30 protein-coding genes and 1 pseudogene are annotated in these 26,438 nt (G+C 37.5%); 5 read left to right on the top strand and 26 right to left on the bottom strand.

The window, feature by feature from the left end:
• Nucleotides 1-28: 28 nt before the first annotated feature.
• The 4 genes from lepA to gpr all read right to left on the bottom strand — a co-directional run bounded on the left by lepA (nucleotide 29) and on the right by gpr (nucleotide 4,760).
• Entirely contained in the window at nucleotides 29-1,864 is a 1,836-nt protein-coding gene (gene lepA / locus J2Y03_RS15245) for a translation elongation factor 4 (protein ID WP_132088527.1), read from the bottom strand.
• A 129-nt stretch (nucleotides 1,865-1,993) separates the two neighbouring features.
• Nucleotides 1,994-2,320, bottom strand: a complete 327-nt coding sequence (locus tag J2Y03_RS15240; protein WP_310195469.1) for a DUF3679 domain-containing protein — start codon at nucleotides 2,318-2,320, stop codon at nucleotides 1,994-1,996.
• Nucleotides 2,321-2,339: 19 nt separating this feature from the next.
• Entirely contained in the window at nucleotides 2,340-3,530 is a 1,191-nt protein-coding gene (locus J2Y03_RS15235) for a stage II sporulation protein P (RefSeq protein WP_310195468.1), read from the bottom strand.
• Nucleotides 3,531-3,623: 93 nt separating this feature from the next.
• On the bottom strand, nucleotides 3,624-4,760 hold the full coding sequence (gene gpr, locus J2Y03_RS15230; protein ID WP_310195467.1) for a GPR endopeptidase: 1,137 nt from the start codon (nucleotides 4,758-4,760) through the stop codon (nucleotides 3,624-3,626).
• 332 nt (nucleotides 4,761-5,092) lie between these two features.
• Here gpr and rpsT point away from each other — a divergent pair, with 332 nt between their 5' ends.
• A complete protein-coding gene (rpsT, locus tag J2Y03_RS15225; RefSeq protein ID WP_132088539.1) occupies nucleotides 5,093-5,353 on the top strand; it encodes a 30S ribosomal protein S20 in 261 nt (86 codons plus the stop codon).
• A gap of 47 nt (nucleotides 5,354-5,400) precedes the next feature.
• Here the strand turns inward: rpsT and holA are convergent, their stop codons facing one another.
• Complete coding sequence (holA, locus tag J2Y03_RS15220; protein ID WP_310195465.1) at nucleotides 5,401-6,417, bottom strand: DNA polymerase III subunit delta; 1,017 nt, start codon at nucleotides 6,415-6,417, stop codon at nucleotides 5,401-5,403.
• A gap of 312 nt (nucleotides 6,418-6,729) precedes the next feature.
• Here holA and J2Y03_RS15215 point away from each other — a divergent pair, with 312 nt between their 5' ends.
• Nucleotides 6,730-6,864: a YqzM family protein gene (locus J2Y03_RS15215; protein WP_132088545.1), complete on the top strand. Its 135-nt coding sequence runs from the start codon at nucleotides 6,730-6,732 to the stop codon at nucleotides 6,862-6,864.
• Nucleotides 6,865-6,931: 67 nt separating this feature from the next.
• On the opposite strand, the gene J2Y03_RS15210 is transcribed toward J2Y03_RS15215, so the two are convergent.
• From J2Y03_RS15210 to J2Y03_RS15200, 3 genes and pseudogenes are all read right to left on the bottom strand, one after another.
• Nucleotides 6,932-9,265 carry a DNA internalization-related competence protein ComEC/Rec2 gene (locus J2Y03_RS15210; protein WP_310195462.1) on the bottom strand — a complete coding sequence of 778 codons (2,334 nt, stop codon included), beginning with the start codon at nucleotides 9,263-9,265 and terminating at the stop codon, nucleotides 6,932-6,934.
• Nucleotides 9,266-9,390: 125 nt separating this feature from the next.
• Nucleotides 9,391-9,831, bottom strand: a pseudogene (locus J2Y03_RS15205) (ComE operon protein 2); the annotation flags it as partial.
• A 79-nt stretch (nucleotides 9,832-9,910) separates the two neighbouring features.
• A complete protein-coding gene (locus J2Y03_RS15200) occupies nucleotides 9,911-10,534 on the bottom strand; it encodes a helix-hairpin-helix domain-containing protein (protein WP_310195461.1) in 624 nt (207 codons plus the stop codon).
• 87 nt (nucleotides 10,535-10,621) lie between these two features.
• On the opposite strand from J2Y03_RS15200, the gene comER reads away from it, so the two are divergent.
• The gene (comER, locus tag J2Y03_RS15195) at nucleotides 10,622-11,446 is read left to right on the top strand and encodes a late competence protein ComER (RefSeq protein ID WP_310195460.1); all 825 of its coding nucleotides are present in this window, start codon (nucleotides 10,622-10,624) and stop codon (nucleotides 11,444-11,446) included.
• A gap of 53 nt (nucleotides 11,447-11,499) precedes the next feature.
• Here the strand turns inward: comER and J2Y03_RS15190 are convergent, their stop codons facing one another.
• Genes J2Y03_RS15190 through J2Y03_RS15155 form a run of 8 tightly spaced genes read right to left on the bottom strand, consistent with a single transcriptional unit; the run spans nucleotide 11,500 to nucleotide 16,515 of the window.
• Nucleotides 11,500-12,255 carry a class I SAM-dependent DNA methyltransferase gene (locus tag J2Y03_RS15190; RefSeq protein WP_132088560.1) on the bottom strand — a complete coding sequence of 252 codons (756 nt, stop codon included), beginning with the start codon at nucleotides 12,253-12,255 and terminating at the stop codon, nucleotides 11,500-11,502.
• Nucleotides 12,252-12,608: a ribosome silencing factor gene (rsfS, locus tag J2Y03_RS15185; protein WP_132088563.1), complete on the bottom strand. Its 357-nt coding sequence runs from the start codon at nucleotides 12,606-12,608 to the stop codon at nucleotides 12,252-12,254. Before rsfS ends, J2Y03_RS15190 begins: the two co-directional genes overlap by 4 nt.
• 3 nt (nucleotides 12,609-12,611) lie before the next feature.
• Nucleotides 12,612-13,172, bottom strand: coding sequence for a bis(5'-nucleosyl)-tetraphosphatase (symmetrical) YqeK (gene yqeK / locus J2Y03_RS15180; RefSeq protein WP_310195458.1), 561 nt, complete (start codon nucleotides 13,170-13,172; stop codon nucleotides 12,612-12,614).
• Nucleotides 13,162-13,731, bottom strand: coding sequence for a nicotinate-nucleotide adenylyltransferase (locus J2Y03_RS15175; protein ID WP_310195456.1), 570 nt, complete (start codon nucleotides 13,729-13,731; stop codon nucleotides 13,162-13,164). The genes yqeK and J2Y03_RS15175 overlap by 11 nt, the downstream gene beginning before the upstream one ends.
• 13 nt (nucleotides 13,732-13,744) lie before the next feature.
• Complete coding sequence (gene yhbY, locus J2Y03_RS15170; RefSeq protein WP_132088572.1) at nucleotides 13,745-14,035, bottom strand: ribosome assembly RNA-binding protein YhbY; 291 nt, start codon at nucleotides 14,033-14,035, stop codon at nucleotides 13,745-13,747.
• Nucleotides 14,029-14,868 (bottom strand): shikimate dehydrogenase, encoded by an 840-nt coding sequence (gene aroE, locus J2Y03_RS15165; protein ID WP_132088575.1) that lies wholly within the window; start codon nucleotides 14,866-14,868, stop codon nucleotides 14,029-14,031. The genes yhbY and aroE overlap by 7 nt, the downstream gene beginning before the upstream one ends.
• 18 nt (nucleotides 14,869-14,886) lie before the next feature.
• On the bottom strand, nucleotides 14,887-15,969 hold the full coding sequence (gene yqeH / locus J2Y03_RS15160) for a ribosome biogenesis GTPase YqeH (RefSeq protein ID WP_310195513.1): 1,083 nt from the start codon (nucleotides 15,967-15,969) through the stop codon (nucleotides 14,887-14,889).
• A 30-nt stretch (nucleotides 15,970-15,999) separates the two neighbouring features.
• A complete protein-coding gene (locus J2Y03_RS15155; RefSeq protein WP_132088581.1) occupies nucleotides 16,000-16,515 on the bottom strand; it encodes a YqeG family HAD IIIA-type phosphatase in 516 nt (171 codons plus the stop codon).
• 437 nt (nucleotides 16,516-16,952) lie between these two features.
• On the opposite strand from J2Y03_RS15155, the gene J2Y03_RS15150 reads away from it, so the two are divergent.
• Nucleotides 16,953-17,093 carry a sporulation histidine kinase inhibitor Sda gene (locus tag J2Y03_RS15150; RefSeq protein WP_132088584.1) on the top strand — a complete coding sequence of 47 codons (141 nt, stop codon included), beginning with the start codon at nucleotides 16,953-16,955 and terminating at the stop codon, nucleotides 17,091-17,093.
• A gap of 47 nt (nucleotides 17,094-17,140) precedes the next feature.
• Here the strand turns inward: J2Y03_RS15150 and J2Y03_RS15145 are convergent, their stop codons facing one another.
• On the bottom strand, nucleotides 17,141-17,938 hold the full coding sequence (locus tag J2Y03_RS15145) for a phosphatidylserine decarboxylase (protein WP_310195454.1): 798 nt from the start codon (nucleotides 17,936-17,938) through the stop codon (nucleotides 17,141-17,143).
• A gap of 129 nt (nucleotides 17,939-18,067) precedes the next feature.
• On the opposite strand from J2Y03_RS15145, the gene pssA reads away from it, so the two are divergent.
• Nucleotides 18,068-18,607, top strand: coding sequence for a CDP-diacylglycerol--serine O-phosphatidyltransferase (gene pssA, locus J2Y03_RS15140; protein ID WP_132088590.1), 540 nt, complete (start codon nucleotides 18,068-18,070; stop codon nucleotides 18,605-18,607).
• A gap of 39 nt (nucleotides 18,608-18,646) precedes the next feature.
• Here the strand turns inward: pssA and J2Y03_RS15135 are convergent, their stop codons facing one another.
• From J2Y03_RS15135 to J2Y03_RS15095, 9 genes are all read right to left on the bottom strand, one after another.
• Nucleotides 18,647-20,446: a M3 family oligoendopeptidase gene (locus J2Y03_RS15135; protein WP_310195452.1), complete on the bottom strand. Its 1,800-nt coding sequence runs from the start codon at nucleotides 20,444-20,446 to the stop codon at nucleotides 18,647-18,649.
• A gap of 107 nt (nucleotides 20,447-20,553) precedes the next feature.
• Entirely contained in the window at nucleotides 20,554-21,270 is a 717-nt protein-coding gene (gene sigK, locus J2Y03_RS15130) for an RNA polymerase sporulation sigma factor SigK (RefSeq protein WP_132088596.1), read from the bottom strand.
• A gap of 559 nt (nucleotides 21,271-21,829) precedes the next feature.
• Complete coding sequence (locus J2Y03_RS15125; RefSeq protein ID WP_132088599.1) at nucleotides 21,830-21,973, bottom strand: YrzI family small protein; 144 nt, start codon at nucleotides 21,971-21,973, stop codon at nucleotides 21,830-21,832.
• A 24-nt stretch (nucleotides 21,974-21,997) separates the two neighbouring features.
• Nucleotides 21,998-22,138: a YrzI family small protein gene (locus J2Y03_RS15120; RefSeq protein WP_310195449.1), complete on the bottom strand. Its 141-nt coding sequence runs from the start codon at nucleotides 22,136-22,138 to the stop codon at nucleotides 21,998-22,000.
• Nucleotides 22,139-22,557: 419 nt separating this feature from the next.
• Nucleotides 22,558-22,806, bottom strand: coding sequence for a YrhC family protein (locus J2Y03_RS15115; RefSeq protein WP_310195447.1), 249 nt, complete (start codon nucleotides 22,804-22,806; stop codon nucleotides 22,558-22,560).
• A 129-nt stretch (nucleotides 22,807-22,935) separates the two neighbouring features.
• Complete coding sequence (locus tag J2Y03_RS15110) at nucleotides 22,936-24,069, bottom strand: bifunctional cystathionine gamma-lyase/homocysteine desulfhydrase (protein ID WP_310195445.1); 1,134 nt, start codon at nucleotides 24,067-24,069, stop codon at nucleotides 22,936-22,938.
• A 1-nt stretch (nucleotide 24,070) separates the two neighbouring features.
• Nucleotides 24,071-24,994, bottom strand: a complete 924-nt coding sequence (locus tag J2Y03_RS15105) for a PLP-dependent cysteine synthase family protein (RefSeq protein WP_310195443.1) — start codon at nucleotides 24,992-24,994, stop codon at nucleotides 24,071-24,073.
• A gap of 22 nt (nucleotides 24,995-25,016) precedes the next feature.
• Complete coding sequence (mtnN, locus tag J2Y03_RS15100; protein ID WP_310195441.1) at nucleotides 25,017-25,712, bottom strand: 5'-methylthioadenosine/S-adenosylhomocysteine nucleosidase; 696 nt, start codon at nucleotides 25,710-25,712, stop codon at nucleotides 25,017-25,019.
• A gap of 15 nt (nucleotides 25,713-25,727) precedes the next feature.
• Complete coding sequence (locus tag J2Y03_RS15095; RefSeq protein ID WP_310195440.1) at nucleotides 25,728-26,366, bottom strand: class I SAM-dependent methyltransferase; 639 nt, start codon at nucleotides 26,364-26,366, stop codon at nucleotides 25,728-25,730.
• Nucleotides 26,367-26,438 lie beyond the last annotated feature (72 nt).

Here is a 26,438-nt window from a genome sequence, read left to right as displayed (position 1 = left end):
ACTCATCCTACCCTCCCTTTTTCGTTTTTTATTTTTTTGTATTGTTATCATCCATTTTTAGGACAGCCATGAAGGCTTCTTGTGGGACCTCGACAGAACCAACCTGTTTCATCCGTTTTTTACCTTCTTTTTGTTTCTCGAGCAGCTTTCGTTTACGGGAGATATCTCCCCCATAACATTTAGCCAATACGTTTTTACCCATGGATTTAATGGTTGAACGAGCAACAATTTTTTGACCAATAGCGGCTTGGACAGGAACTTCGAATTGCTGCCTTGGGATTAATTCCTTTAGCTTCTCAACAATGACTTTGCCGCGTTCGTAGGCAAAATCTTTATGAACGATAAAGCTTAAGGCATCCACCTTTTCAGCGTTTAACAATATATCCATCTTAACCAAGCTAGACGGTTTATAGCCAATTAATTCATAATCAAATGACGCATAGCCTCGGGTGCTAGATTTAAGCTGATCAAAGAAATCATAAACAATTTCTGCCAACGGAATTTCATAGATGATGTTTACACGGTTTTCACCTTGGTATTGCATATTAATAAAAATACCACGCTTTTGCTGACACAGCTCCATAATCGCACCGACATATTCATTTGGAGCCATCATCGTTGCTTTTACGTAAGGTTCTTCAACATGGTCAATTTTCTGTGGATCCGGAAGATTTGAAGGGTTATCCACTTTTATTTGAGTGCCATTTGTCATGTGTACATCATAGATAACACTTGGAGCTGTTGTAATCAAATCAATTTTGAATTCACGCTCAATCCGCTCTTGAATAATCTCCATATGAAGAAGACCTAAGAACCCACAGCGAAAACCAAAGCCTAGGGCTTGAGAAGTTTCCGGCTCAAATTGAAGCGCAGAATCATTTAACTGCAGCTTCTCTAATGCTTCACGTAAATCATTAAATTTTGCAGTATCGATTGGATACAAACCACAATACACCATTGGATTTAATTTACGGTAACCTGGAAGGGGTTCTGTTGAACCATTTTTTGCATTTGTAATAGTATCCCCAACCCTTGTATCCCCAACATTTTTAATTGAAGCTGAAAGGAATCCAACGTCCCCAACGGTTAGCTCATCGACCAGCGTCGATTTTGGTGTAAATACACCTACTTCATTTACTTCAAATTCAGCACCGGTTGCCATCATTTTAATTTTATCTCCTACTTTGATGCTGCCTTCAACAACTCGGATGTAGGCCACTACACCACGATAAGCATCATAAAGAGAATCAAAAATTAGTGCTTTTAATGGAGCATCAGGGTCACCAGTTGGAGCAGGGACAATTTTTACCACCTGTTCGAGGATATCCTCAATCCCTATTCCCGCTTTGGCAGACGCTAAAACCGCTTCAGAGGCATCAAGTCCAATAACTTCTTCAATTTCATTACGGACTCTTTCAGGCTCAGCACTTGGTAAGTCAATTTTATTAATAACGGGTATAATTTCAAGGTTATTATCCAATGCAAGATAAACGTTCGCCAAGGTTTGTGCTTCAATCCCCTGTGCGGCGTCAACGACTAAAACAGCACCTTCACAAGCAGCAAGGCTTCGAGAAACCTCATAGGTAAAATCGACGTGCCCAGGTGTATCAATCAGATGGAAAGTATACTCTTCACCATCTTTTGCTTTGTATTTTAATTGGACAGCATTTAACTTTATCGTAATCCCGCGTTCTCTTTCTAAATCCATCGAATCTAAAAGTTGAGCCTTCATTTCACGGGAAGTTAATGCATTTGTTTTTTCTAGGATACGGTCTGCTAATGTTGATTTCCCATGGTCAATATGGGCTATAATCGAAAAATTTCTTATATTTGATTGTCTTTTGAGTTTTTCTTCTCTGTTCATGTATTTCACTCCTACTATAACTCGCACAATTACACTATTTTTGATTATATCAGTACGGGAAATAAGATTCAATTAAAACTGAAATCACAAAAAAAAGCGGCATCCATGTGAAGGAACCGCTAGGAATATTTATTCGGTTATTAGACTAATCAGTTTTTTCGAAGCAGTGGAGACACCTTCTGATATCTTCTTACCCATTGACGAAAATAAATTAAAGGCACTTATTTCCTCAAGCTTCTTTTTCTTTTCATCAATGTCGTGGCTCGATATTTCATTTCCCAGAAAAGTTGCCTTTACATGCTCCCCATTTTCACTTAAAGCAATCGCATTTTGGAAATTCGGGTCATCGTAGCCTTTCATTTTATGAATTCCATCATTCGCCAATTGCATCCCGACTAACACCGAAATAAACATAAGCGCCACAATACAGAAAAACTTTAGCATGAACATCTTCATAGCACATGCTCCTTTACTTCTATTGTTTATCCTTGGGTTGCTCATCATCATAATTTACTTTTTCTGCCTGCCAGAAGTATTCACTAAAGACATCTGCAAGCGCATCAGCTGAATGGTTTAACTCTTCAAAGGTATTATCAACACCGCCAAATTCAATCAATAGGGCATTTTCAGATAAATTTTGATTGTAGACACCATTCTGTCCAGCACCTTGATTTTTCATAACCCCATAACTTAATCCTTTATATTTTTCTTCTAAAAGGTTATGCAGGTCTGTTGCCAATTTTAGGTTTTTTTCATAATTAGGGTTTTTACCACCTATCACAAATACAAGCTGTGCATAAGCTTGTCCATTTACAATAGGGGTTGTTTTATCTTTGCGACGGGCATCTCGATGGATATCAATCAAATAGTGTATATCACGATTTGTTGCCATCGCTTCTCTTACTAATTCTCCTGATTTTGAATACGTACTCGCCATCTTAACAGACCCCATAACATCTGATTTATCAATCGATGTTCCAATCCCTCTCTGCTCTAACCCCGCTTTTAATTGATCACCTATTTTAGTGACATTTAATTTAGAATGATAGGCAAGATTAGGATCGATTACACCCTGTAAATAAGGTAAATAGGACTCGCGATTATGAGTAAAGTAGAGATGTACGACCTTCTTATCACCTGTTGTAAGTGACGGTGAAGGCTTTAGACCACCGCTGTTGCCTTCATCTATTCCCTCTAAATTTTGCAGGGAGGCCTCACGCTCAGCCAACATTATTTCGATTGGCGGTGCAGACTCCATTGGCATATTTGTATAATTTGAACCTTCACCAGCTACTACAATTTTTCCATCAAACTGAAAGAATCCAGGAAGTTCTCTACCTAAGAGACTTCTTGGGTCATTTAAATTAATATTGCTCGAAAGCTTGAAAATTAAGTTGGTTAATTTGGGGCTGGCTGTTAAATTTTCTTCAATAGAGAGAAAATGATGATTCTCCCATGCCATCAGTTGATAAAGCATTTTCCCATTTATTTGATTCGCAGCTGTATTAACAGAATTTGACATAGGTCTAAATTGGGGCTTTAACGATGTTAAAAGCCCGCTGATAGAAAAGACTAGTACCATAAACAACAAGATAATAGAGGTTGCTTTAATTAGATTCGTCGCTTGCACTGCCAAAAACAATCCGGAATTTTTAGTAGATTTCATGGTTCCACCTCTCAATTTATTCTAGTAAATACTTATGACTCCACTAGAATTACTAGAACCATTATTCTTAGGTTGTGAGGTGGACACAGAATATTATCTTGTATAAAAACCTGCATTTCCTTGGTCAACGTTACTGTGGAGCGAAGCATTCAATCCGCTCGCTATCAGGTTAGCCATATCTTCAATAAAAACATCCACTTCCTTTGGGGTTACCATTAAATTGTGTCCTAAAGGTGATAACACTTCGTATATCAACTTACGTTTTTCTTCCTCTTCTAAGTTGCCAACAATACCAAGGAAGGTCTGACGGTGCTTTTCTTCAGGCAAGTCATCTTCGGTAAGCCTTTTCCGTTTTCCAAATGTCATCCCGGCAGGGGCCAGTGCTCTTGAAGGACGATTTCCTTCCTTGAGCTCCTTGCCAAAATGCTTTAGGATATAATCGATTGTGTCGCTAGTAATAGAAACCGCGTCTACAACAGTCGGAACTCCGATAGCGATAACGGGAACTCCTAATGTTTCTTTACTTAATTCTTTTCTTTTATTTCCTACCCCTGATCCTGGATGAATGCCTGTATCAGAAACTTGTATAGTAGAATTCACTCTTTCAATCGACCTTGCTGCTAAAGCATCAATAGCAATGACAAAATCGGGTTTTGTTTTTTCCACTACCCCAAAGATAATATCGCTTGTCTCTATGCCAGTTAACCCCATTACCCCCGGAACTAAGGAACTAACCGGACGATAGCCTTCCTCTACATGTTCTGGCTGTAATTCGAACAAGTGTCTGGTTATTAATAGATTTTCACACACCATTGGACCAAGTGCATCAGGAGTTACATTCCAATTACCCAAACCCACAACAAGGCAAGATGCGTCTTTTTTAATACCAGTCCCATCTAAAAAATGAGCAAATTCTTTGGCGAAAATTTCCTCAACCTGTTGTTGTAATGGAGTGTCCTGCTGTCTAATCCCTTGTACCTCAAGGGTTAAGTAACGTCCGGGTTTTTTACCCAACTGTTTGGCACCTGCATCTGTGACCTCAACTAATGAGATTTTTATATCATCTATGTCTTTTTCTTTTATGATGACACCTTCAATTTGTGAAAGGTTCTCCTCTTGTTCCACTGTTCCTTCCCTGCCGGCAATGACCATTTCTCTTGATTCAATGGCTAAATCCGTTCGTATCGAGTACTGGCTTAAGTCGATATTGCTGTTCAAGTTCTCCTTCATCTATATCGCTCCCATCCATTTATTCTGAATCCAGCTCCAGCGACTAGGGGCTCGGGTCATAAGCAATCTGACAAGAAGGTTAAAGAACAACCTTCTCGCCAGCTCGTCTTATGCCCGTCGCCCCTGGGCAGTCGCTTCCGCTTTTTAATCTAGAAACTATTTCCTATTTTTGCCCCTTTTCCGCCAAAACATTCAAGTTTATTGTTATATGAAAATAATCTGGTATTGCAAAATAAGGTTTGGTTTGATAAAATATCTTTTGTTCTGATTAATTGTGAATGAAGGTAATATCGAGTTCATATAATCTCGATTCTTTGTAGGAGGTGAATATAATGCCTAACATTAAATCTGCTATTAAGCGTGTAAAAACAAACGAAGCTCGTAATGCTCAAAATACAACTGCTAAGTCTGCTATGCGTACTGCTGTGAAAAAAGTAGAAGCTGCTGTTGCAACCAACGACGGTACTGCTGCGAAAGAAGTATTCGCCGCTGCTGCTAGTAAATTGGACAAAGCTGCTGCTAAAGGACTTATCCATAAAAACGCTGCTGCCCGTAAAAAATCACGTCTTGCTAAAAAAGCTAACTCTTTATAAGAAGAGGACATGCAAAAACGATTCCCATCAGGAATCGTTTTTTTGTTTTAGCGTTTTATTTTAAATAATAATAGTTCAATCAGTAATGACTTATTCATACCGCCCGTTTTCATTTGAAGGTCAGCATTGGCTAACATCGTGATAAGGTTGGTCAATTCTTCGTCCGTAAATTGATTGGCTTGACCAGCAGCAAGCTTTACTCGAAAAGGATGAGTTTTCAAAAAGCCAGCCATTTGCTGCTGCCCATAGCCTCTTCTAGAAAGCTCCTTCACTTGATAAATCAGCCTAAATTGTCCTGCAAGCAAGGCTAATATTTTAATTGGTTCCTCATTTTGCTTTAATAAATCATAATAAATTCGAAGGGCATCCTCTGGTTTTCGTTGGACAACCTTTTCGATTAAAGTGAAAATATTTTGCTCCAATGATCTCGAGACTAACTTTTCTACCATTGAAGCATTAATTTGTTTTGCCTCAGAAGCATACAATGCTAATTTATCAACCTCACCTGTAATCATAAACATATTTGTTCCAACAAGCGCAATTAATAGTTCCAGCGCATCAGCATCGAAAATGATCCCATTTACTTTTGCTCTTTCCTTCACCCAATTTTTCAACTCGTACTCATTCAATTTTTTTGCTTCGACTATAACTGCCGCTCTTTTTAGCTCTTTGGTGATTTTTTTCCGTTCGTCAAGCTTTTCATAAGGCGCAGAAATAACCACGATTGTATATGGTGCAGGTTCTTTTAAATACGCTTCAAACCGCGCGAGATTATGGTCAATTTTTTCTTTTGTTTTTTCAGCCGTTAAAAACTTGGGATTATGTAAAAAAATTACTTTCTTCTCGCCTAAGAAAGGGAAGGTCTCTGCGTCTTCTAAAGCCGTTTCAATCGGAGTTTCTTCTAAATCATACGCAGTAAAATTAAAGTCCTTTTCTTCTTCATCTAAAACCTGGTTAAGCAGCAATTGTTTCGTTTCATTGATTAAAAAGGCCTCTGTACCGTATAATAAATATATGGGAGCAATTTCCCTTTGTTTGATTTTTTTCCAAATATCTAATACCATTATCCAAGCTCCCCTCCCGAGTTCAGTTCCATTATCTATCGTAATGAAGCTTGGACAATTTGACAAGTGTTTAAAGGGAATTGACGGCTTTGGAGAAAAGCGCCAATTCCCGATCTATGATGAACGCCTGCAATTAAAGCCCTAGGATCTTTTAATTGCTTGGCGGAGTTCCTTTGTGTAAATTTAGTGTCACCTTTTTGGAGTAAAGTATTTGTGTCAACTCTTGTCAATAAAGGAAGCAGATATTTAATGTATGCTGGATTTTTCAATATAAATCGCTTATACTATAATGTGAAATAGGAGGGGTAAATTGTGAATGAATTTGAAAAGAATGTGCAAGATAATCGCAACGACGCAATTGATTCTGGGGTAGGCTTTATCGTTTCATTTGGCTTTTTTGCTGTCATGTTTATTATTGCAACCGTTATTAAAGTTATCGGATCCTAATGTACTGCTACATAATAAGCTTTCGAGGACTGCACTCCTTGCAGTCTTTTTTTTCGTTTCTGATGAGTTATTGCTTTATCGTATGTAAAAAAGAAGAAAAGGTTCCACTATCCTGGTAAAACCTGTAGGTAATCGCCCCATGTTGATCAGTCCTGTATATAGTTGTTTTTGATAAGTGTTTTAATACTTCTGTATGAGGATGACCATAGCGATTTCTTTCACCAACTGATATCCATGCTATGGTTGGAGTAATTTTGTCGATAAACAACTCGCTGCTCGAGGTTTTACTGCCATGATGTCCAGCTTTTAGTACATCTATATTCAATGTCGGATATTTCTTTAAGATTCTTTCCTCCCCCTCTTGATCGAGATCACCCCCAAAAAACCAATTCATCCCGCCAATATTGGCGACAAGAGCTATTGATCCGCTGTTCCGCTCACCTTGATAATTTTCTTCGGGACTTAGAACATAGAATAGGCTATTTTCATTTTTCCATTGGCTTCCTTCAGCAACCATTATAACTTCAATGCCCTTTTTATGTGCCTCTTGAATGATAGTAAATTCTGCTTTAGAAGAATCTGCAACTGATGGTACAATGATTTGTTTTACTTCTATTTCCTTTAAAACTGCAAGAGTTCCGCCAATATGATCATTATCGCCATGGGTAAGAATAAGTTTATCGAGCTTGGTAATCCCCTTTCCTTTTAAAAAAGGGACTACCACATCTCTCCCAACTTCAAATGGTTTTGCGGCCTTTTTCCATTCTTCCTCTTCAAATTGAATCGTTCCTCCTGTATCGATTAAATAAGTACCGTTACCAAAAGGATAACGAATTAAAATACTATCTCCCTGCCCAACGTCTATCATAGTGACTTCTCCATATGGATTTGCCCAGTTCCAAGCGGGTTGAAATGAAAACAAGATAAGAGCCAAAAGCATAACTTTTGCTTTCCTTTTTTGCTGTAGACCAGCTTCCCATAGTAAAAAAATAAGGAGGATGATTACCAAATAAATGATGAAATTTAGCAAATGAGGTCTTCCGGTTACGAACTGCGCAAAAGAAAAGTCTGCAATATAACCTATAAGACCATTCGCTAAGGTAATGATTTTCATCATTATTTCTACTAGGATTGACGGTGTGTCCCCAAAAGTAATCTGAATGAAATACAAAAAATATAATCCTGGGAGAAAAACAAACGAAAAGAGTGGAATATAGAGAAGATTGGCTGCAATGCTAATTAAAGAAATTTCAAAAAAATGGTACAGTAAAATCGGCAGTGCTGCGAGCTGTGCAATAATTGAGATGACAATCATCGCCGATATCGTTTGTTGATACCTGGGGAGTAAGCTTGCGGAAGATAAAATAATGGCAAAACTAACTGAAAATGATAGCTGAAAGCCAGCATCTAAAATAATTAAGGGAGTAAAAAATACATATATCATAAGTGTAAGGCTGATGGCATCAATTGGAGACATTTTTATTTGCTTTTTCCATTTTAAAACCAACAATACAAGAAAGAGCATCAACACCGCTCGGATTACAGAGGGGGAGGCACCTGTTAGAATCGCATATATCGGCAAAACCACGAGAAGAAAATTCATCATGAACTGCCTAGTCAACCCGATTCTAATCCCTAAGTGAAATACCATCCCGATTAATAAGGAAACATGAAGTCCAGATATTGCCAATAAATGAACAATACCAGACTTTTGATAATCCGTTAATAACGCAGGGTCAAACATGCTCCTATCTCCAAAAATTAAGGCAGCAGAAAGTGCGGCAATTTCAGTAGGGAAATGCTTTTCAAGATAGTGGATGCCATTAAAACGTAATTCTTTAATCAAAGTTACTGGCGTTGATTTTACTTCAGCACATCTTTGAAGAGGATGTCGAGTAAGCTCGAATATCTTATAAATTTGTTTACTCGCTAAATATTTACGGTAGTTAAATGCATTTGGATTTTTAGCAATGGAGGGATCGCTTAATTGACCGGTTATATGACAAATACGCCCGTAAAAGTTAGTGTCTTGTAATGCATCTTTTTCAGCTTCAGATTTGATTTTATAGCGTATTAAAATCTTTTCCTTATTTTTCAAATCACTCGCAGTAACCTGAAGTAAATCACCATCCACTTTGGGGTTCTCAGTAAATTCTACTGTGAAATTAGTGGCTGAATCTGACAGGCTCGTTTTATTATTTGTTACAGCATATTGACTAGTGAGAAAAAAAGTAATAAAGAGGAAGAAAACGATTGCTAAATGTAGTTTTGAATACTTCTTATATTTATAGAGGATGTATAAGAAAATGATGGTAAGCAGCAAGAAGGGCAACTGTGAAAAGAGTGCCGCCAAAACACCTAATAATGAGGCAATAGCAAAATAAAAATATTTACCATTCATATGTTTTCTCCAATTTTTTGGGGAATAATGGCTGTGTTAATGGAAACTGTTGATTTTAAAACCTGTAGCGTTAATCAACAGCCCAGTTTAACACAGCCTAAATATCATTGACTTACTTTGCTAAAGTCAATAACTGATTCTTTTAATTCAACCTGTTCAGTCCTAACATTTGCTTGCTGAAATAATTCAACTGCATGAGGGTGATTTTTATAATCCTCTGCATAATAAACTGTTTTAATCCCTGCTTGGATAATGGCTTTGCAGCATTGAAGGCACGGGAAGTGAGTAACATAAATCTCCGCTTCCGCTGTAGGTACACCAAATTTGGCACATTGTAAAAGTGCATTCATTTCGGCATGAATGGTTCTTACGCAATGGTTATCAATAACATAACAACCTTTATCAATACAATGGTCTCCCCCAGCGATTGACCCATTGTAACCACCGGCAATAATTCGCTTGTCTCTGACAATGGTTGCACCTACTGTAAGCCTTGTACAAGTACTTCTTAACGCCAGCAAATGGCTTTGCGCCATAAAATACTGATCCCACGAAATGCGTTCCACCTTCTCCAACTCCTCCAAAATTCGATATATTTCTCACTTAAGTGTAATATCTGTAACTGTAATAGGTCAATTAAATTTCTTATTTAACAGTTATTAGATTTTTAAGTTTATCGAATGTTTTGTCACCAATCCCGCTTATATTTTTCAAATCTTCAACACTCTTAAACGGACCGTTTGTTTCCCGGTATTCTAGAATGGCAGTGGCCTTTGAGGGACCAATTCCAGGCAGATTTTGTAATTCATTTTCATCAGCTTTATTCAAATTAATTTTCCCTTGACTATCTCCTCCGGTATTCGTAATGCCTGTTGTTACCGCTGGAACCATTCCTTCCTCTCCCTTAGCGGGAATATAAATAACCATTGCGTCCTGAACATGCTCTGCAAAATTCACCTGGCTTTCATCTGCGTTTTCCATTAAACCTCCAGCACGATTAATAACATCTATTACTCTTTCCCCTTGAGTGGACGTATACACACCAGGCATTTTCACCTGACCTTTAACATCTACAATCACGCTTTCAGGTTCTTGTATTTGCTTTTGTTGTTGTTCAATATCCTTTTCTTCGGTTATTGCTGGAGGGATGATATTTTCTACATTATTACCTAAAGATTTACTGTCATCTAAGAAATAAAAAATCGCTCCAAAAGCTATTAAAGCGGCAATAATTACATAATTCTTATGCTCAACTATCCAGTCCTTCATAATGAATCCATCCTTTCAATTGGTATATTTCACTATTTAATCTCATATTGTTATTAGAGAATCTGCATTCGAAGGAGGGTCGGAATAATGAAAATTGGTATCATAGGTACCGGTAATATGGGGACAATTTTAATCGAGGCTCTGATTGATGGAAAAGCAGTTTCCCCTTCTTCAATGGTAATAACTAATAGGACAAAAACTAAAGCGATGATGCTTAAAGATAAATATAAGAATATAAGGGTTGGGGAAAATGCGGCAGAAGTAGCATCTCAATCCGATTTAGTGTTTATTTGTGTAAAACCCTTGGATGTTTTTCCCATTCTCAAAGAGATTAATCCCCATTTAGGTACCAGGAAATGTATCATTTCCATTACGAGTCCTATTGATACAAACCAACTTGAAGCAAAAACAGCTTGTTCAGTGGCCAGGGTTATCCCGAGTATTACAAACCGGGCATTAGCGGGAGTATCTCTAATAACATATGGTGAACATTGCAGTGAAAATTGGAAAACAAAAGTGGAGAGTTTGTTTGCGAAGATTTCGGTACCAGTAACCATTGATGAGAAAATAACAAGAGTTGCATCCGATATTGTGAGCTGTGGTCCAGCATTTTTCACTTACTTACTGCAACGTTTTATCCTTGCTGCGGTAAAAGCAACAGAAATTGATCAAGAAACGGCTACAGTGATGGCAAGTGAAATGATAGTTGGTCTTGGAGAGTTAATCAAACAAGGGCATTATACATTGCCTTCCTTACAAGAAAAAGTGTGTGTTAAGGGCGGGATCACAGGTGAGGGCATTAAAGTGATGGAGGATGAGCTTGGAGATCTCTTTGAACATGTTTTCCAAACAACACATGCAAAGTTTAATGAAGACCTGGAAAAAGTTAATTTGCAGTTCAATAAACATTAATTCGCTAAATTTTGTCAAAATCCTCTTTTATTTTTAAAAAAAAGCCATCTTTTTTATAAAGATGGCTTTTTTCTTGCTATGAAAAATATTCTTTCAGAATTTGGCTGTGGTTCTTTTGTTTCGAAATCAGCACAGACTTCGAGCAATTCAAACCCTGCATCATCTAACCAGTCTGAATACTGTTGTATAGGGTAAGTTCTTTGGTAATGAAGTTCATCAAACCGATCATATTTTTCAGTTTGTTCATCTAAAACAAAAAAACTTAGTTCATGTTCAACACTATTTGGTAACTCACCGGGAAAGCTATTCCAAATATAGGATATTTGGTCCTCTGCATCAGCAAAGGTTTGCTTCGTAAAAACCTCAGAAATTTTATAAGTGGAGTGGACATCAAAAAAGAATATGCCTTCATCCTTTAGGTGATTGTACACACTTGCAAAGGTTTGTATGACATCTGCATCTGATTTCAAATAATTTAAGGAATCACAAAAAATCCCGATAATATCAAATTCTTCGTGTCCTTCTAAACTTGCCATATCCTGCTCAAAGAAAGGAATAGGCAGTCCTTGTTCCTGTGCTTTCGCCTGTGCAACCGCAAGCATATCAGCGGATAAATCTACACCACTAACCGAAAAGCCCTCCTTAGCAAAACGTACGGAGAGCTCTCCAGTGCCACAGGCCAAATCAAGTAAATCTTTACCATCGACCTGATATTTTTGCGATTTTTCTTTTACAAAATTAACCCATTCTTCATAAGGAGCATCTTGCATCAGCTCGTCATAAAGATAGGCGAATTGTTCATAACTCATGTGGTTAGCTCACTGCGAATATCCTCTAATGGAGCATCTCCCCATAACCGTTCCAATTTATAATAACTTCTTTCATCACGGTGGAAAACGTGCGCAACCACATCTCCAAGGTCAATTAATATCCACGTTGCTTCATCGAAGCCTTCCATTCTTCTTACGTTATAACCGTTTTCTTCTGCTTTTCCTTTAATTTCTCTTGCAATTGCCTGTACTTGTTTGTCAGAGTTTCCATGACAAATAATAAAATAATCGGCAATTAGAGAGATTCCCTGCATATTTAATGCAAGAATATCTTCAGCTCTTTTATCATCTGCTGCCTTTACAGCAATTTTTAATAACTCTTGATTAGTCATTAATCAGTCCTCCATTACGAGATCATTATATGTTTGAAAGCTCTCCGGATAAACCGGATGATTCTTTTTCATTAAGAATTGGATGGTATTTTTAACCGCTTGTATTAAAGCAGTGTCCAAATCTTGTTTTGCTAAGGCTCTTACCTCATCCACTCCTGGAAAATGGCGGCCTGGTTCAATATAATCGGCTAAATAGATTACTTTTTCCAGCAACGTCATACCCGGTCTTCCTGATGTATGATAGCGGATTGCATCCAGTATTTCCTTATCCAAAATCCCTGCTTCTTTTTCGACTAAATAGGCTCCTGCAGGCGCATGCCATAGCTCTGCATGATATTCGAGTAAATCCTGAGGGAATTTTTGCGACAAAATGATTTGTCTCATTTCATCCTGTGGGCGAAACTTTGCATAATCATGAAAGATTGCAGCCAATTCCGCGTTTTTTTCATCAGCTCCATATTGTTTTGCTAATGCAATCGCAGTTTCCATGACTCCTAATGTATGCTGATAGCGATGGTCAGTCAACTGTTCTTTTACGATTTTCAATGCTTCTTCACGTTTCATATAATTGCTTCTCCCTAATGAAATCAATAACTCGGTCGGGTAATAAATAGCGAACCGTCATACCTTGATTTACTCTCTTTCTTATCATACTTGACGAAACCTCGAATGCTGGTATGTCCACGTAGTGAATAGGATAATCTGTTTCCGAGCTGTATTCCGGTCTTTGAACACCGACAAATTGGACAAGCTCCATCAATTCGTCAATCTTATGCCATTTGGGCAGATATTCTATCATATCTGCCCCGATGATGAAATAAAATTGATGATTAGGGAATTGCTCGTTTAATATCTTCATCGTGTCGACAGTAAATGAGGGACCGGATCTTTCAAGCTCAATCTTTTCGATTTTAAATGCTGAATTCCCTTCAATCGAAAGTTCCAGCATTTGCAAACGGTCGGTGTTTTCAACTGAATCTGATTTCTTTTTATGAGGAGGCTCTTGGTTTGGCATAAACCAAATTTCATCCAGATTAAGCTCTGAGAGTACCTCATTTGCAATTAACAAATGTCCGTAATGAGGCGGATCAAACGTCCCTCCCAAAATCCCAACCTTTGTCATGATGATACCTCCTTTATGGAAGTGAAATTTGCTTCTTTTCCACTGATTCTTTGTAAAGCACAATTGTATTACCAATAATCTGGACGATATCTGCGCCTGTCCCTTCAGCTAACTGCTGCGCAACAACATTTTTATCTTCTTCACAATTTTGCAAAACACTTATTTTAAAAAGCTCTCTTGCTTCTAAAGCGTCTGCCACCTGCTTTATCATATTTTCGTTTACTCCACCTTTTCCTACTTGAAAAATTGGATCTAAATGATGAGCTTTGGACCTTAAAAACCTTTTTTGTTTACCTGTTAACATTTCACGCCTCCAAGCTGTAGTAGTACATTTTCTCTCATTCTATTTACATCAGGGAAAATTCCTGTCCATTTTTCAAAAGCAAGCGCTCCTTGATAAACAAACATATCTATTCCATTCTGAATGGTTGCACCTTGTTGCCTTGCTTCCTTTAAAAACTGGGTTTCTAGTGGGTTGTATATTATATCACACACCAGTGATTGGTTATTTAAATTTTTGAGGCTAATCGGACTTTCTGCAATTTTTGGGTGCATGCCAATCATACTGGTTTGTATAATCACATCATATTCAGCCAATTGTTCTCCTGCCTCTACCAGTGATAAAGCTTTGGAGGATGTATCAAACGGACAAGCTTCTATTAGTTCCACTGCTTTAGCAATGGTACGATTAGCGATGTCAACTGCCTGTGGTTTCATTTTCGCCATTGTAAAATAAATAGCTCTCGCCGCCCCGCCAGCTCCAATCACTAATACTTTTTTATCCGATAAGGTTGTGATATATGCATTTAACCCCTTTAGAAATCCGTATCCATCCGTATTATAGCCGATTAACTTTCCATTTTCATTTACTACCGTGTTTACTGCACCTATGCTTAGAGCCAATTCATCCACTTCATCTAATAAGGGAATGATAGCAGTTTTATGTGGTATCGTCACATTAAAGCCTAATACCCCGAGTGCCTTTAAACCATGGATAGCTGCTGGAAGATCTTGATTTTCCACATGAAATGGAAGATAATGAGCGTCGATATTATGCATTTCTAATACATCATTAAGCATAATTGGTGACATTGAGTGACCAATTGGATTTCCAAGAACCGCTAATAGTTTTTCCACCCTGTTTCTCCCCCCATTTTAGATTAAGGATTTACGTATAAGTGTTTGAACACCCTTGGGTACGTATGCGGCAACCTTTACCCCTGGCTCGTTAACGGTTATCCACCCCAGGCCAGAAAAAACAACATCTGTTTTGGCATCCTTAATCATAAATTCCTGTTTTACTAGCTCTGGGAAAGAATCTAATTCATCCTTTCGAGGTGGAGCCAGCATTTCCCCTACATGGTTTCTATATAGTTCATCGGCATTTTCTATTTTTGTCCGATGGATGTTAATTTCATTTGAAACATGACAAACAAATGAGGTTCTGTCACCGCTAATAAAGTCAAATCTCGCTAATCCTCCAAAAAATAAGGTTTGTCCTTCATTTAATTGGAATACCTTTGGCTTGATTTCCTTTTTAGGAGTAATCACTTTTAAATCCTTCTTATCCACAAAGTGAGCCATTTGATGATGATTGATAATTCCAGGAGAATCAATCAGTGATTTTCCATCCTCTAGCGGGATTTTAATAATGTCTAAGGTAGTGCCAGGAAAGTGTGATGTAGTAATTATATCTCCTTCACCTGTAACCTCTTTAATGATTCTATTTATAAATGTAGATTTCCCTACATTTGTACATCCTACGACATAGACATCTTTTCCATTTCGCAATTCATCAATGGCAGCAGCTGTTTCATTGATGAACTTGCCTTTCTCTGCACTGACTAAGAAAACCTCTTCTGGCCTTAGCCCCAGCTCTTTTGATTCTTGTTTCATCCAATTAATCAATTTGTTATGTTTTACTGATTTAGGCAGAAGGTCCACTTTGTTTCCCACCAACACGATTTTGTTCTTTCCTACAAATCGGTGTAATCCAGGCAGCCAGCTTCCATTAAAATCAAAAATGTCCACAATCATCACAATTAATGCATCCGTCTGACCAATCCCATTTAAAATTTTCAGGAAGTCATCATCGGTTAGACTGACATCTTGGACCTCATTATAGTGCTTTAGACGAAAACAACGCTGACAAATAATCGCTTCCTTTTCAAGCGCTGATGCTGGTGCATATCCTAGTTCTTCCGGTTTTTCCGTTTGGACCTTTACACCGCACCCCATACATAAATATTGCTCTTGTTCACTCACACTTTAATCCTCCCATTGAATCATGCCCTTTTTCCTGAACCAATTCAAAATTCTTCGCTCAGCAAAACGGTTAAATTTTGTGAAAAAACCATCTGTTTGTGCAACTGGGACCACCAGAATAGTGTGAAATCCGCTTCGATTTCCGCCAAAAACATCCGTTAGTAATTGATCTCCAATAACAACAGCTTCTTCCTTTCTAATACCCATTTGAGAAAGAGCCTGATTAAACGCACGCACTGTCGGTTTCCTCGCTCGAAAGATAAATGGTATTTGCAAAGGATCTGAGAATTCCTTTACACGCATTTCATTATTATTAGAAACAATTGTTACAAGAATATTGTGTTTTTTAATTTGTTCGAACCATTTTATGAGCTCAGGTGTGGCATTAGGACGATCCCATTCCACAAGCGTATTATCCAAATCAGTTATAATTCCCTTAATACCTCTTTTTTTTAGCTCCTCGGGATTAATATCCAATATGCTCTTAACATGTTCATCAGGTAAAAAATTCTTTAACACTAAGCTTACACCTCATTAATTCAGCAATAATTAAACATCTGTTTATCTGTACCATCATAACCAATTTTAACCTTAGTATCAAAATAAAACGAATTTAAGTTATTTTGGTTTATTATTTGTTAAAGTCGGATTTTTTTACAAAGAAATAATACTTTTTGCTGTAAATACTAAATATAAAAAATATTTTTCGACAAAATCCTTTTTTTTACACACCTGTGGATAAAGTTATTAACATTATACCCATTGTTTCAGTCCCTTTTTACTAATTTATAAACATTTTAATCACAAGTTATCCACTGCTAATTGTGAATAATTGGAAAGGTTGTCCTCTTTAAGTTAATTTGGTAGATTTAGGGTACATCAATTGAACCTACCATTTTATGCTTCATTTATACTTTTTAGTACCATTTATTTTATATATGGAGGTGCATTCTGGCTTGCGTAAACTGTCAGATGAGTTACTAATTGAATCCTACTATAAAGCACGAGAATTAAATCTTTGCCCCGAGTTTATTCAGCTTATTGAAACAGAAATACATCGCCGCTCTTTATTTAATAAAATGAAGATCTCTTCTTAAAAAAACTTACACATATGCCCCTTGAGGGCTTTTTCTTTTATTATTTTTCAAGCTCTGCCATTTCCCTGGAGTAGAACTCCAATCTTTTCACCAATTCTAATGTCCTTTGGTGTATGTATAGAAGAATCCAATTGAAAAATCCCCTTTTCGAACAACAATACGACAGTGGACCCAAAACTAAAGTAGGCCATTTCCCCGCCTTTTTCAAGCTGTGAACCTGTATGAGTTCTTTCAATTGAATTTACAAACATGGCTCCTACTTTCACAATTGCCATATGTCCATAAGCTGTATCCACTTCTGTAATCAACCGGTAATTCTTCGCTAATGTTCTTACTCCATATTTTAAACCCATTTTATTAACAGGATATGATTTAGAGCCAAGCGTCCACTGTTTAACAATTGTACCCTCTACAGGACTGTGAATCCGATGATAATGACTCGGGCTTAAATAGAGAATCATATATGTACCATGTAAATACTTATTTGCTGACTCTTGACTTCCTAACATTTCTTGTATGGAATATGTCTTACCCTTAACAACCATTTCACTTGTTTGATTGATAGACCCAACAGCTTCGATTACTGCATCAACAGGGCTAACCACTGTATTTGCACTTGTATCAACTTTTCGTACTTCTTTTTTTAATGTTCGAATAAATAAATCATGTAACGTTGGATATTCATGCAGTGCTTTTTCCATTTCAATCTGATTTAAGTTATAAATCCTAGCAAATGAAGGGACAACAAATCTGCTAATCCTTGAGCGTACAAATCGCCTTAAAATAACAGAAGTCCATTTCCCATTGGTTAGCTCAATCATTAAACGATATACGTGCTTTAACATCACATTACCCCCAAAAAGTGTAAAAATACTCTTTACGAAACTGCTTAAAAAGCTTAATATTAAATAAAGTAGAGTAACGAAAAAATCAAAGTTCTCTTCCGGCTTGTTGAAAAGGAGTGGTGGAACAAAGTGTTTTTATTAGACGTTTTTGATTCTACAATTAAGAAACTTAAGTCCCAAACTGCAAATGTTATTACGTTAGCGAATTTATCTTTGGGCGGCTTTGCAATTATTTTTGCCATGGAAGGTAATCTACGATTAAGTTTGCTGTTAATTTTTATCGCTGCCTTAGCTGATCGCTTTGATGGAATGGCTGCAAGAAAATTTAATATTGAATCAGATTTAGGCAAACAATTAGATTCCATGAGTGATATTATATCATTTGGAGTAGCGCCTGCACTATTACTATATCAAGGAATTTTAAATGAATTTGGCGGACCTGGATCCTTCTTCACTGTCTTTTTTATTGGATGTGGTGCTTTTAGATTGGCTCGCTTTAATATTACCGAAAGTAATGGATATTTCACTGGCTTACCTATTACAGCCGCTGGCTGCTTAGCAACCTTGAGCTTTTTAGCTATCCCATACGTTCCAGCACAGATGTTTTTGTTTATAATCATCATTTTATCATTCCTAATGGTTAGCCCGTTTAAACTTAGAAAAATGTAAGAGGAAAGCCCAGCAATGAAGCCGGGCTTTCCTTTTTGTTTATTTCTTTTCAGTCAATTGCAGGAACTCTTCAATATCATCGATACAAATTTGGACTGCCTTTTCCCAGAAATCCTTCTGAACTAAATCAACTTGCAAATGCTTAGCTGCTAGATCCTCAACTGTCATGGAAGCAGTGTCTCTTAATAAGGCAATATACTTTTCTTCGTATCCTTTACCTTCCTCAAGCGCCTGTGCATAGATGCCAAGTGAAAACAAATAGCCAAATGTATAAGGGAAGTTATAAAATGGTACACCAGTGATGAAGAAATGAAGTTTAGAAGCCCAGAATAATGGATGATATTCGTCCAATGCCTCACAATATGCTTCTTTCTGAGCTCCTTCCATTAATTCGTTTAAGGTTTCAACTGACACAGGGCCGCGCTTTCTTTCCTCATAAAAACGAGTCTCAAACAGAAAGCGAGCATGAATGTTCATTAATAGAGCAACCGTTCTTTGGATTTTATCGTCAAGGAGAGCGAGCTTTTCCTCTTCGTCCTTAGCATTTTTTACAGCTGCGTCTGCAACAATCATTTCTGCAAATGTTGATGCCGTTTCCGCTACATTCATTGCATACCCGCGATTTAGATATTGTACCCCTCTCATTGCATAGGAATGGAATCCATGACCAAGCTCATGAGCAAGTGTCGAAACATTTGAAGGTGTACCAGAATAAGTCATGAAAATACGTGATTCTTCACTTTCAGGGAATCCAGTACAGAAGCCACCAGGTGCTTTTCCAGGACGGTCTTCCGCTTCAATCCATTGATTTTCAAATGCTTTCTTAGCAAAAGCGGACATTTTTTCACCAAATTGAGCAAAATTTTGTTCGATAAATTTAGCACCCTCCTGGTAAGAGACCTTTGACTCTGTTTTTCCATATGGGGCATCTAAATCAAACCAGCTTAATTTTTCAATCCCTAATAGTTTAGCTTTTCGGTTCAAATACTCAACAAGAGGCTTCTTATTTTCTGTTATTACTGCCCACATAGTTTCCAATGTTTCTTTTTGCATTCTGTTAATACTTAATGGTTCTTTTAAGACATCCTCCCAGCCACGTTTTTTATAAACATTTAAACGAAATCCTGATAGATGATTTAATGTTTTCGATAAGTAATCAGCTTGTTCGTTCCAAGAATTTTCCCAGCTTTTAAAAACTGATGCACGCACATCTCTGTCTGTGCTGGAAAATCTATTGGATGCCTGCCCAACAGAAAGCTGATTTACCTCTCCATTTTCCTCAACAGGTATTTTTATTTTACTAACAATGAGATCATACAATTGACCCCAGCTATGATAGCCATCAACACCAAGAGCACTAATTAATGCTTCTTCCTCAATCGATAACTTATCTTTTGCACGTTCGCGCCTTTCGGTAAGCGAAAAAGTCAGTTCTGTTAGGTACTCATCATCTAACACTTGAGCCCAAACCTCGTCATTGATAGATGATAATAGGTTGTCAAATGCACTTAGTGCAGATTGAAAAGTGGCACTTAGTGCAGTAACAGTTGCCTCAAGAGCATAAGCTTTTTTATCTTCAGTATTTTGCGCCTGTAGGCAGCCAACAAACGCACTTGCCTGGCGAAGCTTTTTACCAGCATGTTCAAAGTCTGATAGTAATTCTTTTAAATAAATCTTATCATTGATTTTATTGAGTGGAGTCCAGTTATTTACTTTTGTTTCGAAAGCTTCAATTAGCTCCTTCGTGACCTTTAAGTGTTCAGCTAGTTCAGCTGAACCGCTTCCACCCTTAAAAAATACCTCAAGATTCCAAACATCTGAATATGTAGCAGCTGTCATCTTCTAACCCCCTTATCTATGTACCTTTTCATTATAATATATTTATAGAAAAATTCTATTATTAGTGGTTTCATTAAAAAAGAACCGGAAAAGTTTCCGGCCCCTACCTAATTCTTTTTCTTCCGCTCTTTTTCAGCGCGATAGAATTCATGGAACATTTTCATTAATGCTCTTTTTTCAATCCTAGAAACATAGCTTCTCGATATCCCCAATTCTTTGGCAATTTCTCGCTGAGTCTTTTCCTTTTGAAGGTCAAGGCCAAAACGTCCAACGATTACTTCTTTTTCTCTGTCATCAAGGACATCGATATATTTGCGAATTTTTTCGAGCTCCATATTTAACTGGATGGTATCAATTACATCTTCTGATTCCGACTTGAGTACATCAATGAGTGAGATTTCATTTCCTTCTTTATCCTGTCCAATTGGGTCATGTAGAGAGACATCTTTTTTCGTCTTCTTTAAGGCCCTTAAATGCATCAGAATCTCATTTTCAATACATCGAGCAGCATAAGTAGCCAGCTTTGTTCCTTTACCCTCCGAATAGCTCTCAATCGCCTTAATTAATCCAATTGTTCCTATTGAAATTAAATCCTCTGAATCTTCACCAGTATTTTCAAACTTTTTGACAATATGAGCGACAAGCCGTAAATTATGTTCTATTAACATATTACGGGCATGTGAGTCCCCTTCCGCCATCAACTGTAGGTATTTCCTTTCATCGGCAGCAGATAGGGGCTGCGGAAAAGCATTGTTTTTTACATAAGAGACAAGAAATAAAAATTCCTTAATGAGATAACCAAGTGCTGTGAAAATCCCTGCCATGCACATCCACCCCCGTGCTTTTTTAGGGCTTTGCCTATAACTAATTCCTATGTAAGAAACAGTCTGATTGTGTCTGTCCAAAAGATTTTATTTAAAAATAGAGCCTCTTGCACACCTAGAAAAAAAAGCATTGATCTAATTAAAGATCAATGCCTTTTTATTTATTCAACACTCAATTCTGCAGTTATTACACAGCTAATCGCTCCAGTAATGACCAAAGCCATCACAATCATAAACATATTCTCCACCCCTTATGATAGATCCTTTTATCTACTTCGAATTTATCATATTTTCACAGTATCTAACTGAGGGGTATGTGAACGTTTTGTTAACAAACATTCAGCGTTATTTTCATATATTTTGTTTTATGATATTATTTGCGATTTTTCTTTTTTTCTTTAGAAAAAGAAACAATAATAAGTTATGCACCGGCATTTTTAGTTACCTCCTTTTTTAGGTTAACTAGGTGGTATCTTTTACACTCCATAAGCTTGCTCCATGTTTTTGGATTAAATATATCATTTGTAAACCCACCTTTCTTTTTTGTCATTTTAAATCCTTAATACATAATGCGATGAACGGATATTTGACGATCCTTCGTTTCATCATATATTTTTTTAATTTGCTCTTGGTGTGCTGCTTCTTCAAGACTCATCTCACGTTTTTTGATGGTAATGGAAAAGAATAAAATATTTAAGGTCATGACTATCACCTCCCATTGAAGGGTTTAAAGTAAATGATACACGGAAAGTTGACGATCTTTATGTTGTTCATAAAGCTTTTCAACCATTTCATTTCGTTTTGCTTCTTCAAGACTTTCTTTATGTTTATTTAATGTAATCGAAATAAAAAATATATTCAGGGTCATACTATCACATCCTTTTATAGGTAAAATTGTAAAATATATACATTTCATGGACACAAAAAGGCCGCAAGAAATTACTCCCTTGCGGCCTAATTTTAGACACAAAAATACCGCAGGGCAGCATTCTCCCTGCGGCATGGATATGTTAGGTAACTAAAAAATTAGTTAAGCAATCCATTCCTGTCGGTCGAACGCAAATTATTCAAATATCCAGTTGTAATAGCAATGGCAGTTCCGTTGATAGCAACTTTTAATTTCATCATCATTTTCTTCGACCTCCTTCGGAATTTTTTACTAACTAAGGTAATTATATCCATCAGCCATCTCTTTGTAAACCACTTTTTTGAAGTTTTTAAAAAAATAGTTAAATTGCCTGAATGAGCGTTTCGAAGCAAAAAAAATAAACGTCCCATAAGGAACGCTTATCTCTTGCTGCCGTCTTCCATATCCATAAGTTTAAGCTGGCATTGTTTCGATTGGATAAAAAGTAAGATTGATACTGCTAAAAAGGACATGGAAGAGATCATCATTATATTTATATCCATCTCAGTTTTCGAGTCTGATGGAATGATTACACCTAAATAAAAAAATACACCGACAGCGAGTAATACGACAGCAAATTGTTTAAAATCAACCATTTTATCTTTAAGATCTTTTGTGTGTTTGTCCACTGTTGGTCACCTGCTTTTCTTAAAATCTACTAAGCTACTTTAACATAAAATAGCGCCCAAATGGGGATGTAAATTTTAGCAAAACAGGAGATAAAAAATAATCCGGCTTATAAGCCGGATTATTTTTTCTTAGTCTAGTGCCTGTTTTAAATCATCAATCAAATCTTCTACATCTTCAAGTCCTACCGAGATTCTGACTAATCCTTCAGTAATACCTAACTCAGCCCGTCGTTCAACTGGAATCGATGCATGGGTCATTCTTGCTGGTACGGAAATCAAACTTTCGACTGCCCCGAGACTTTCCGCCAGCGTAAAATATTTAATTTTACTTAATAGCTTATCGGCATTTTCTTCACTGCCAACATCAAAGGAAACCATTCCACCAAATCCTCTTACTTGCTTTTTGGCAATAGAGTGATTTGGATGAGTTTCCAACCCTGGATAAAACACTTTCTTCACAGCAGGATGCCCTTGTAAAAATTGTACAATGGCCGCAGTGTTGGACTCAGTTTCCTCCATACGTATGCCTAAGGTTTTAATACCACGAATTAGCAGCCATGAGTCCTGGGGACCTAACACGCCTCCAGTCGAGTTTTGGACGAAATGAAGGTCCTCTGCAAGCCTACCGCTATTCACAACCGCTAAGCCTGCTACGACATCGCTATGACCGCCAAGATATTTTGTTGCACTATGCAGGACTATGTCTGCACCGAGTTCAATGGGATTTTGCCAATAAGGTGTTGAGAAGGTATTATCAACGATTGTTAACACACCATGTTCTTTCGCAAGCTTAGCCACTTCTCCAATATCGGTTATCTTTAATAGAGGATTTGTCGGGGTTTCTAAATGAATCGCTTTTGTATTTGGCTTTATTGCATTTTTAATAGCCTCTAGATTGCTAGTGTCAACGAAAGTAGAATCAATTCCCACACGGTTTAGTACCTTGGTCATAACTCGAAAGGAGCCGCCATAAACATCATCCGTCAGGATCACATGGTCTCCACTATTGAACAACATCATAACGGCAGTCATTGCAGCCATCCCTGACCCAAAGGCAAAACCGGCCTCTCCACCCTCTAAATCTTTAATTAGCTCTTCGAGAGCAAACCGGGTTGGATTTCCTGTTCTTGAATACTCGTATCCCTTATGAACGCCTACACCTTCTTGCTTATAGGTGCTTACTTGATAGATAGGGAAAGATACTGCACCCGTTGCTGGGTCAGTGCTAATGCCGCCATGAATTAATTGTGTTTTTCTTCTCAACTCAAATCCCCCCTTCAAAAATCTTCTTACTTAAATATCGCTCGCTTCCATCCGGAAAAATGACGACAATATTTGTACCAGGTTCTGCAGCATTGGCCTCTAAAAGGGCTGCCTGAAAAGCTGCACCAGATGAACTGCCAACAAGCAATCCTTCCTTCAATGCCAGCTCTTTCACCAAGTTAAAGGCATCTTCGTCACAAATAGTATGAATCGCATCAAAATAGGCAGGGTCCATATATTCAGGTAAAAATTCCATCCCAATGCCTTCTGTCTTATGAGGACCCGATTCACCGCCATTTAATATCGATCCTTGTGGTTCGACTATTACAGTCTTAACCTCTCTATTACGTTCTTTCAAGTAACGCGCGGTTCCCATAAACGTACCGCCTGTACCGGCACCTGCAACAAAAATATCGATGTTTCCATCCAATTGCTCCCATAGTTCAGGTCCCAGCGTTTTATAATATGTTTCTGGATTTGCAGGGTTGCCAAATTGACGAGGACAATAGGAACCAGGAATTTCCTTAAGGAGTTCTTCCGTTTTCGCAATTGCCCCCTTCATTCCCCTTTCAGTAGGTGTATGAATAATTTTTGCCCCAAGCGCTTTCATTAAATCTTGTTTTTCAATACTGAATTTCTCAGGTACACATAAAATTACCTGTATTCCTTTATTTAGTGCGGCAAGAGCTAGACCAATCCCAGTATTCCCAGCAGTCGGTTCAATTACAGTTCCGCTTTCTTTAAGCTTACCACTCTCGAATGCCTCTCTTAACAGCTCATCACCGAGACGATCCTTGACACTCCCACCTGGGTTCATAAATTCCAGCTTCGCAAAAATACGTACACCGTTTGGAATGGAAAACTGTGATATTTCCACAATAGGTGTATGTCCTATCAATTCATGGACATTTTTGTAAACTTTCATTTTCCCACCACTTTCTCGCTGACTATCCTAAAGCTTCTACCATTTTCATGACCAATGTAGCTGAATGGGTAGCTGCTTGGTCGATAAATTGATCAAAGGAAATTTCTGATTCTTTACCGGCAATATCCGATAATGAACGAATGATTACAAATGGCACCCCAAATCGATGGGCTACTTGCGCAATCGCAGCTGCTTCCATTTCAACTGCCTGTAATTTTTCAAACTTTGAACGAACAAACTTCACACGCTCCGGATCCTCCATGAAAGAGTCTCCAGTAACAATTAACCCTTTAACAATTTGGAATTTACTTAGTTCTTTTGCAGCATTTTCTGCAACTGAAATCAACATTTCATCTGCTAAAAAAGCAGCAGGAAGCTGTGGGACCTGACCGTATTCATAACCGAAGGCCGTTACATCGACATCATGGTGGCGGACTTCAGTGGAAATAACAGCATCCCCAACGTTTAATTCAGGGTTAAAACCTCCTGCTGATCCAGTATTAATAATGTAATCCGGTTTATATTTTTCAAGCAATATCGTTGTTGACATTGCCGCATTTACTTTTCCAATTCCCGAGCGCAGCAAAATCACCTCGGCACCATTCATTTGTCCAAAGGTAAACTCACATCCCGCTATCGTTTCTTGTGTTTGCCCCTTAATATTATCTCTTAATAATTTTACTTCTTCTTCCATTGCTCCAATGATGGCAATTTTCATGCTAAAACCTCTTTCTTATTGTTTTAATCCTTCCATCAACCAGACAAAGTCATTGCACCTCTTAAACATAACGCTAAACCCATTTTTTTCTAAAATAGTTCTTAAAATAGGAATCATTGTATAGTATTCTGTTTCCAAATCTTTTGCCAGGTTATGAAAGCCTTCTTCCTTTGCTTTTACGATTGCATTATAATAATCTTCCACTGATTCAAACATCGTATCCGCAAACACTATTCTACCACCTTTTGAAAGTAGCTTGCCATATTTGGCAATTGCCTCATCTTTTTCCAAATCGGTTAGATGATGGAAGGCATATGTGGAGACAATTGTATCAACATTTATTATTTCAGGAAAATGAAGAAAATCGCCATCATGGATTTTCACATTATTACCGAGCTTTGCTTCTGCAATTCTCCTCATCGGCAGAGAAGGCTCAATACCAGTAACATTTAGACCTGCTGCAAGCATTTTCTTGGTTAGATTACCTGTTCCAACCCCAAACTCAATTACATATCCCTTAGAATGAGAGGTGACAGCATCTAATATTTGCTCATATCCAGAAAACACTTCTTTATATTCACGATTACATCCACCAACACTTTCATCATATGAATCTGCCCATTGTTCAAAAACATCTAAAAATTCACGACCCAAGTAATGACCCTCCAAACATCCTTATAATTCTTATATGTATACTATGAATTAAAAACAAACTTGTTATCATAT

Origin of the sequence: Neobacillus niacini, from assembly GCF_031457145.1 — a bacterium.
GTDB classification, from domain to species: Bacteria; Bacillota; Bacilli; order Bacillales; family Cytobacillaceae; genus Neobacillus; species Neobacillus niacini_J.
Note: the sequence above shows the minus strand (reverse complement) of the source record. Positions and strands in the feature narration are given on the sequence as shown.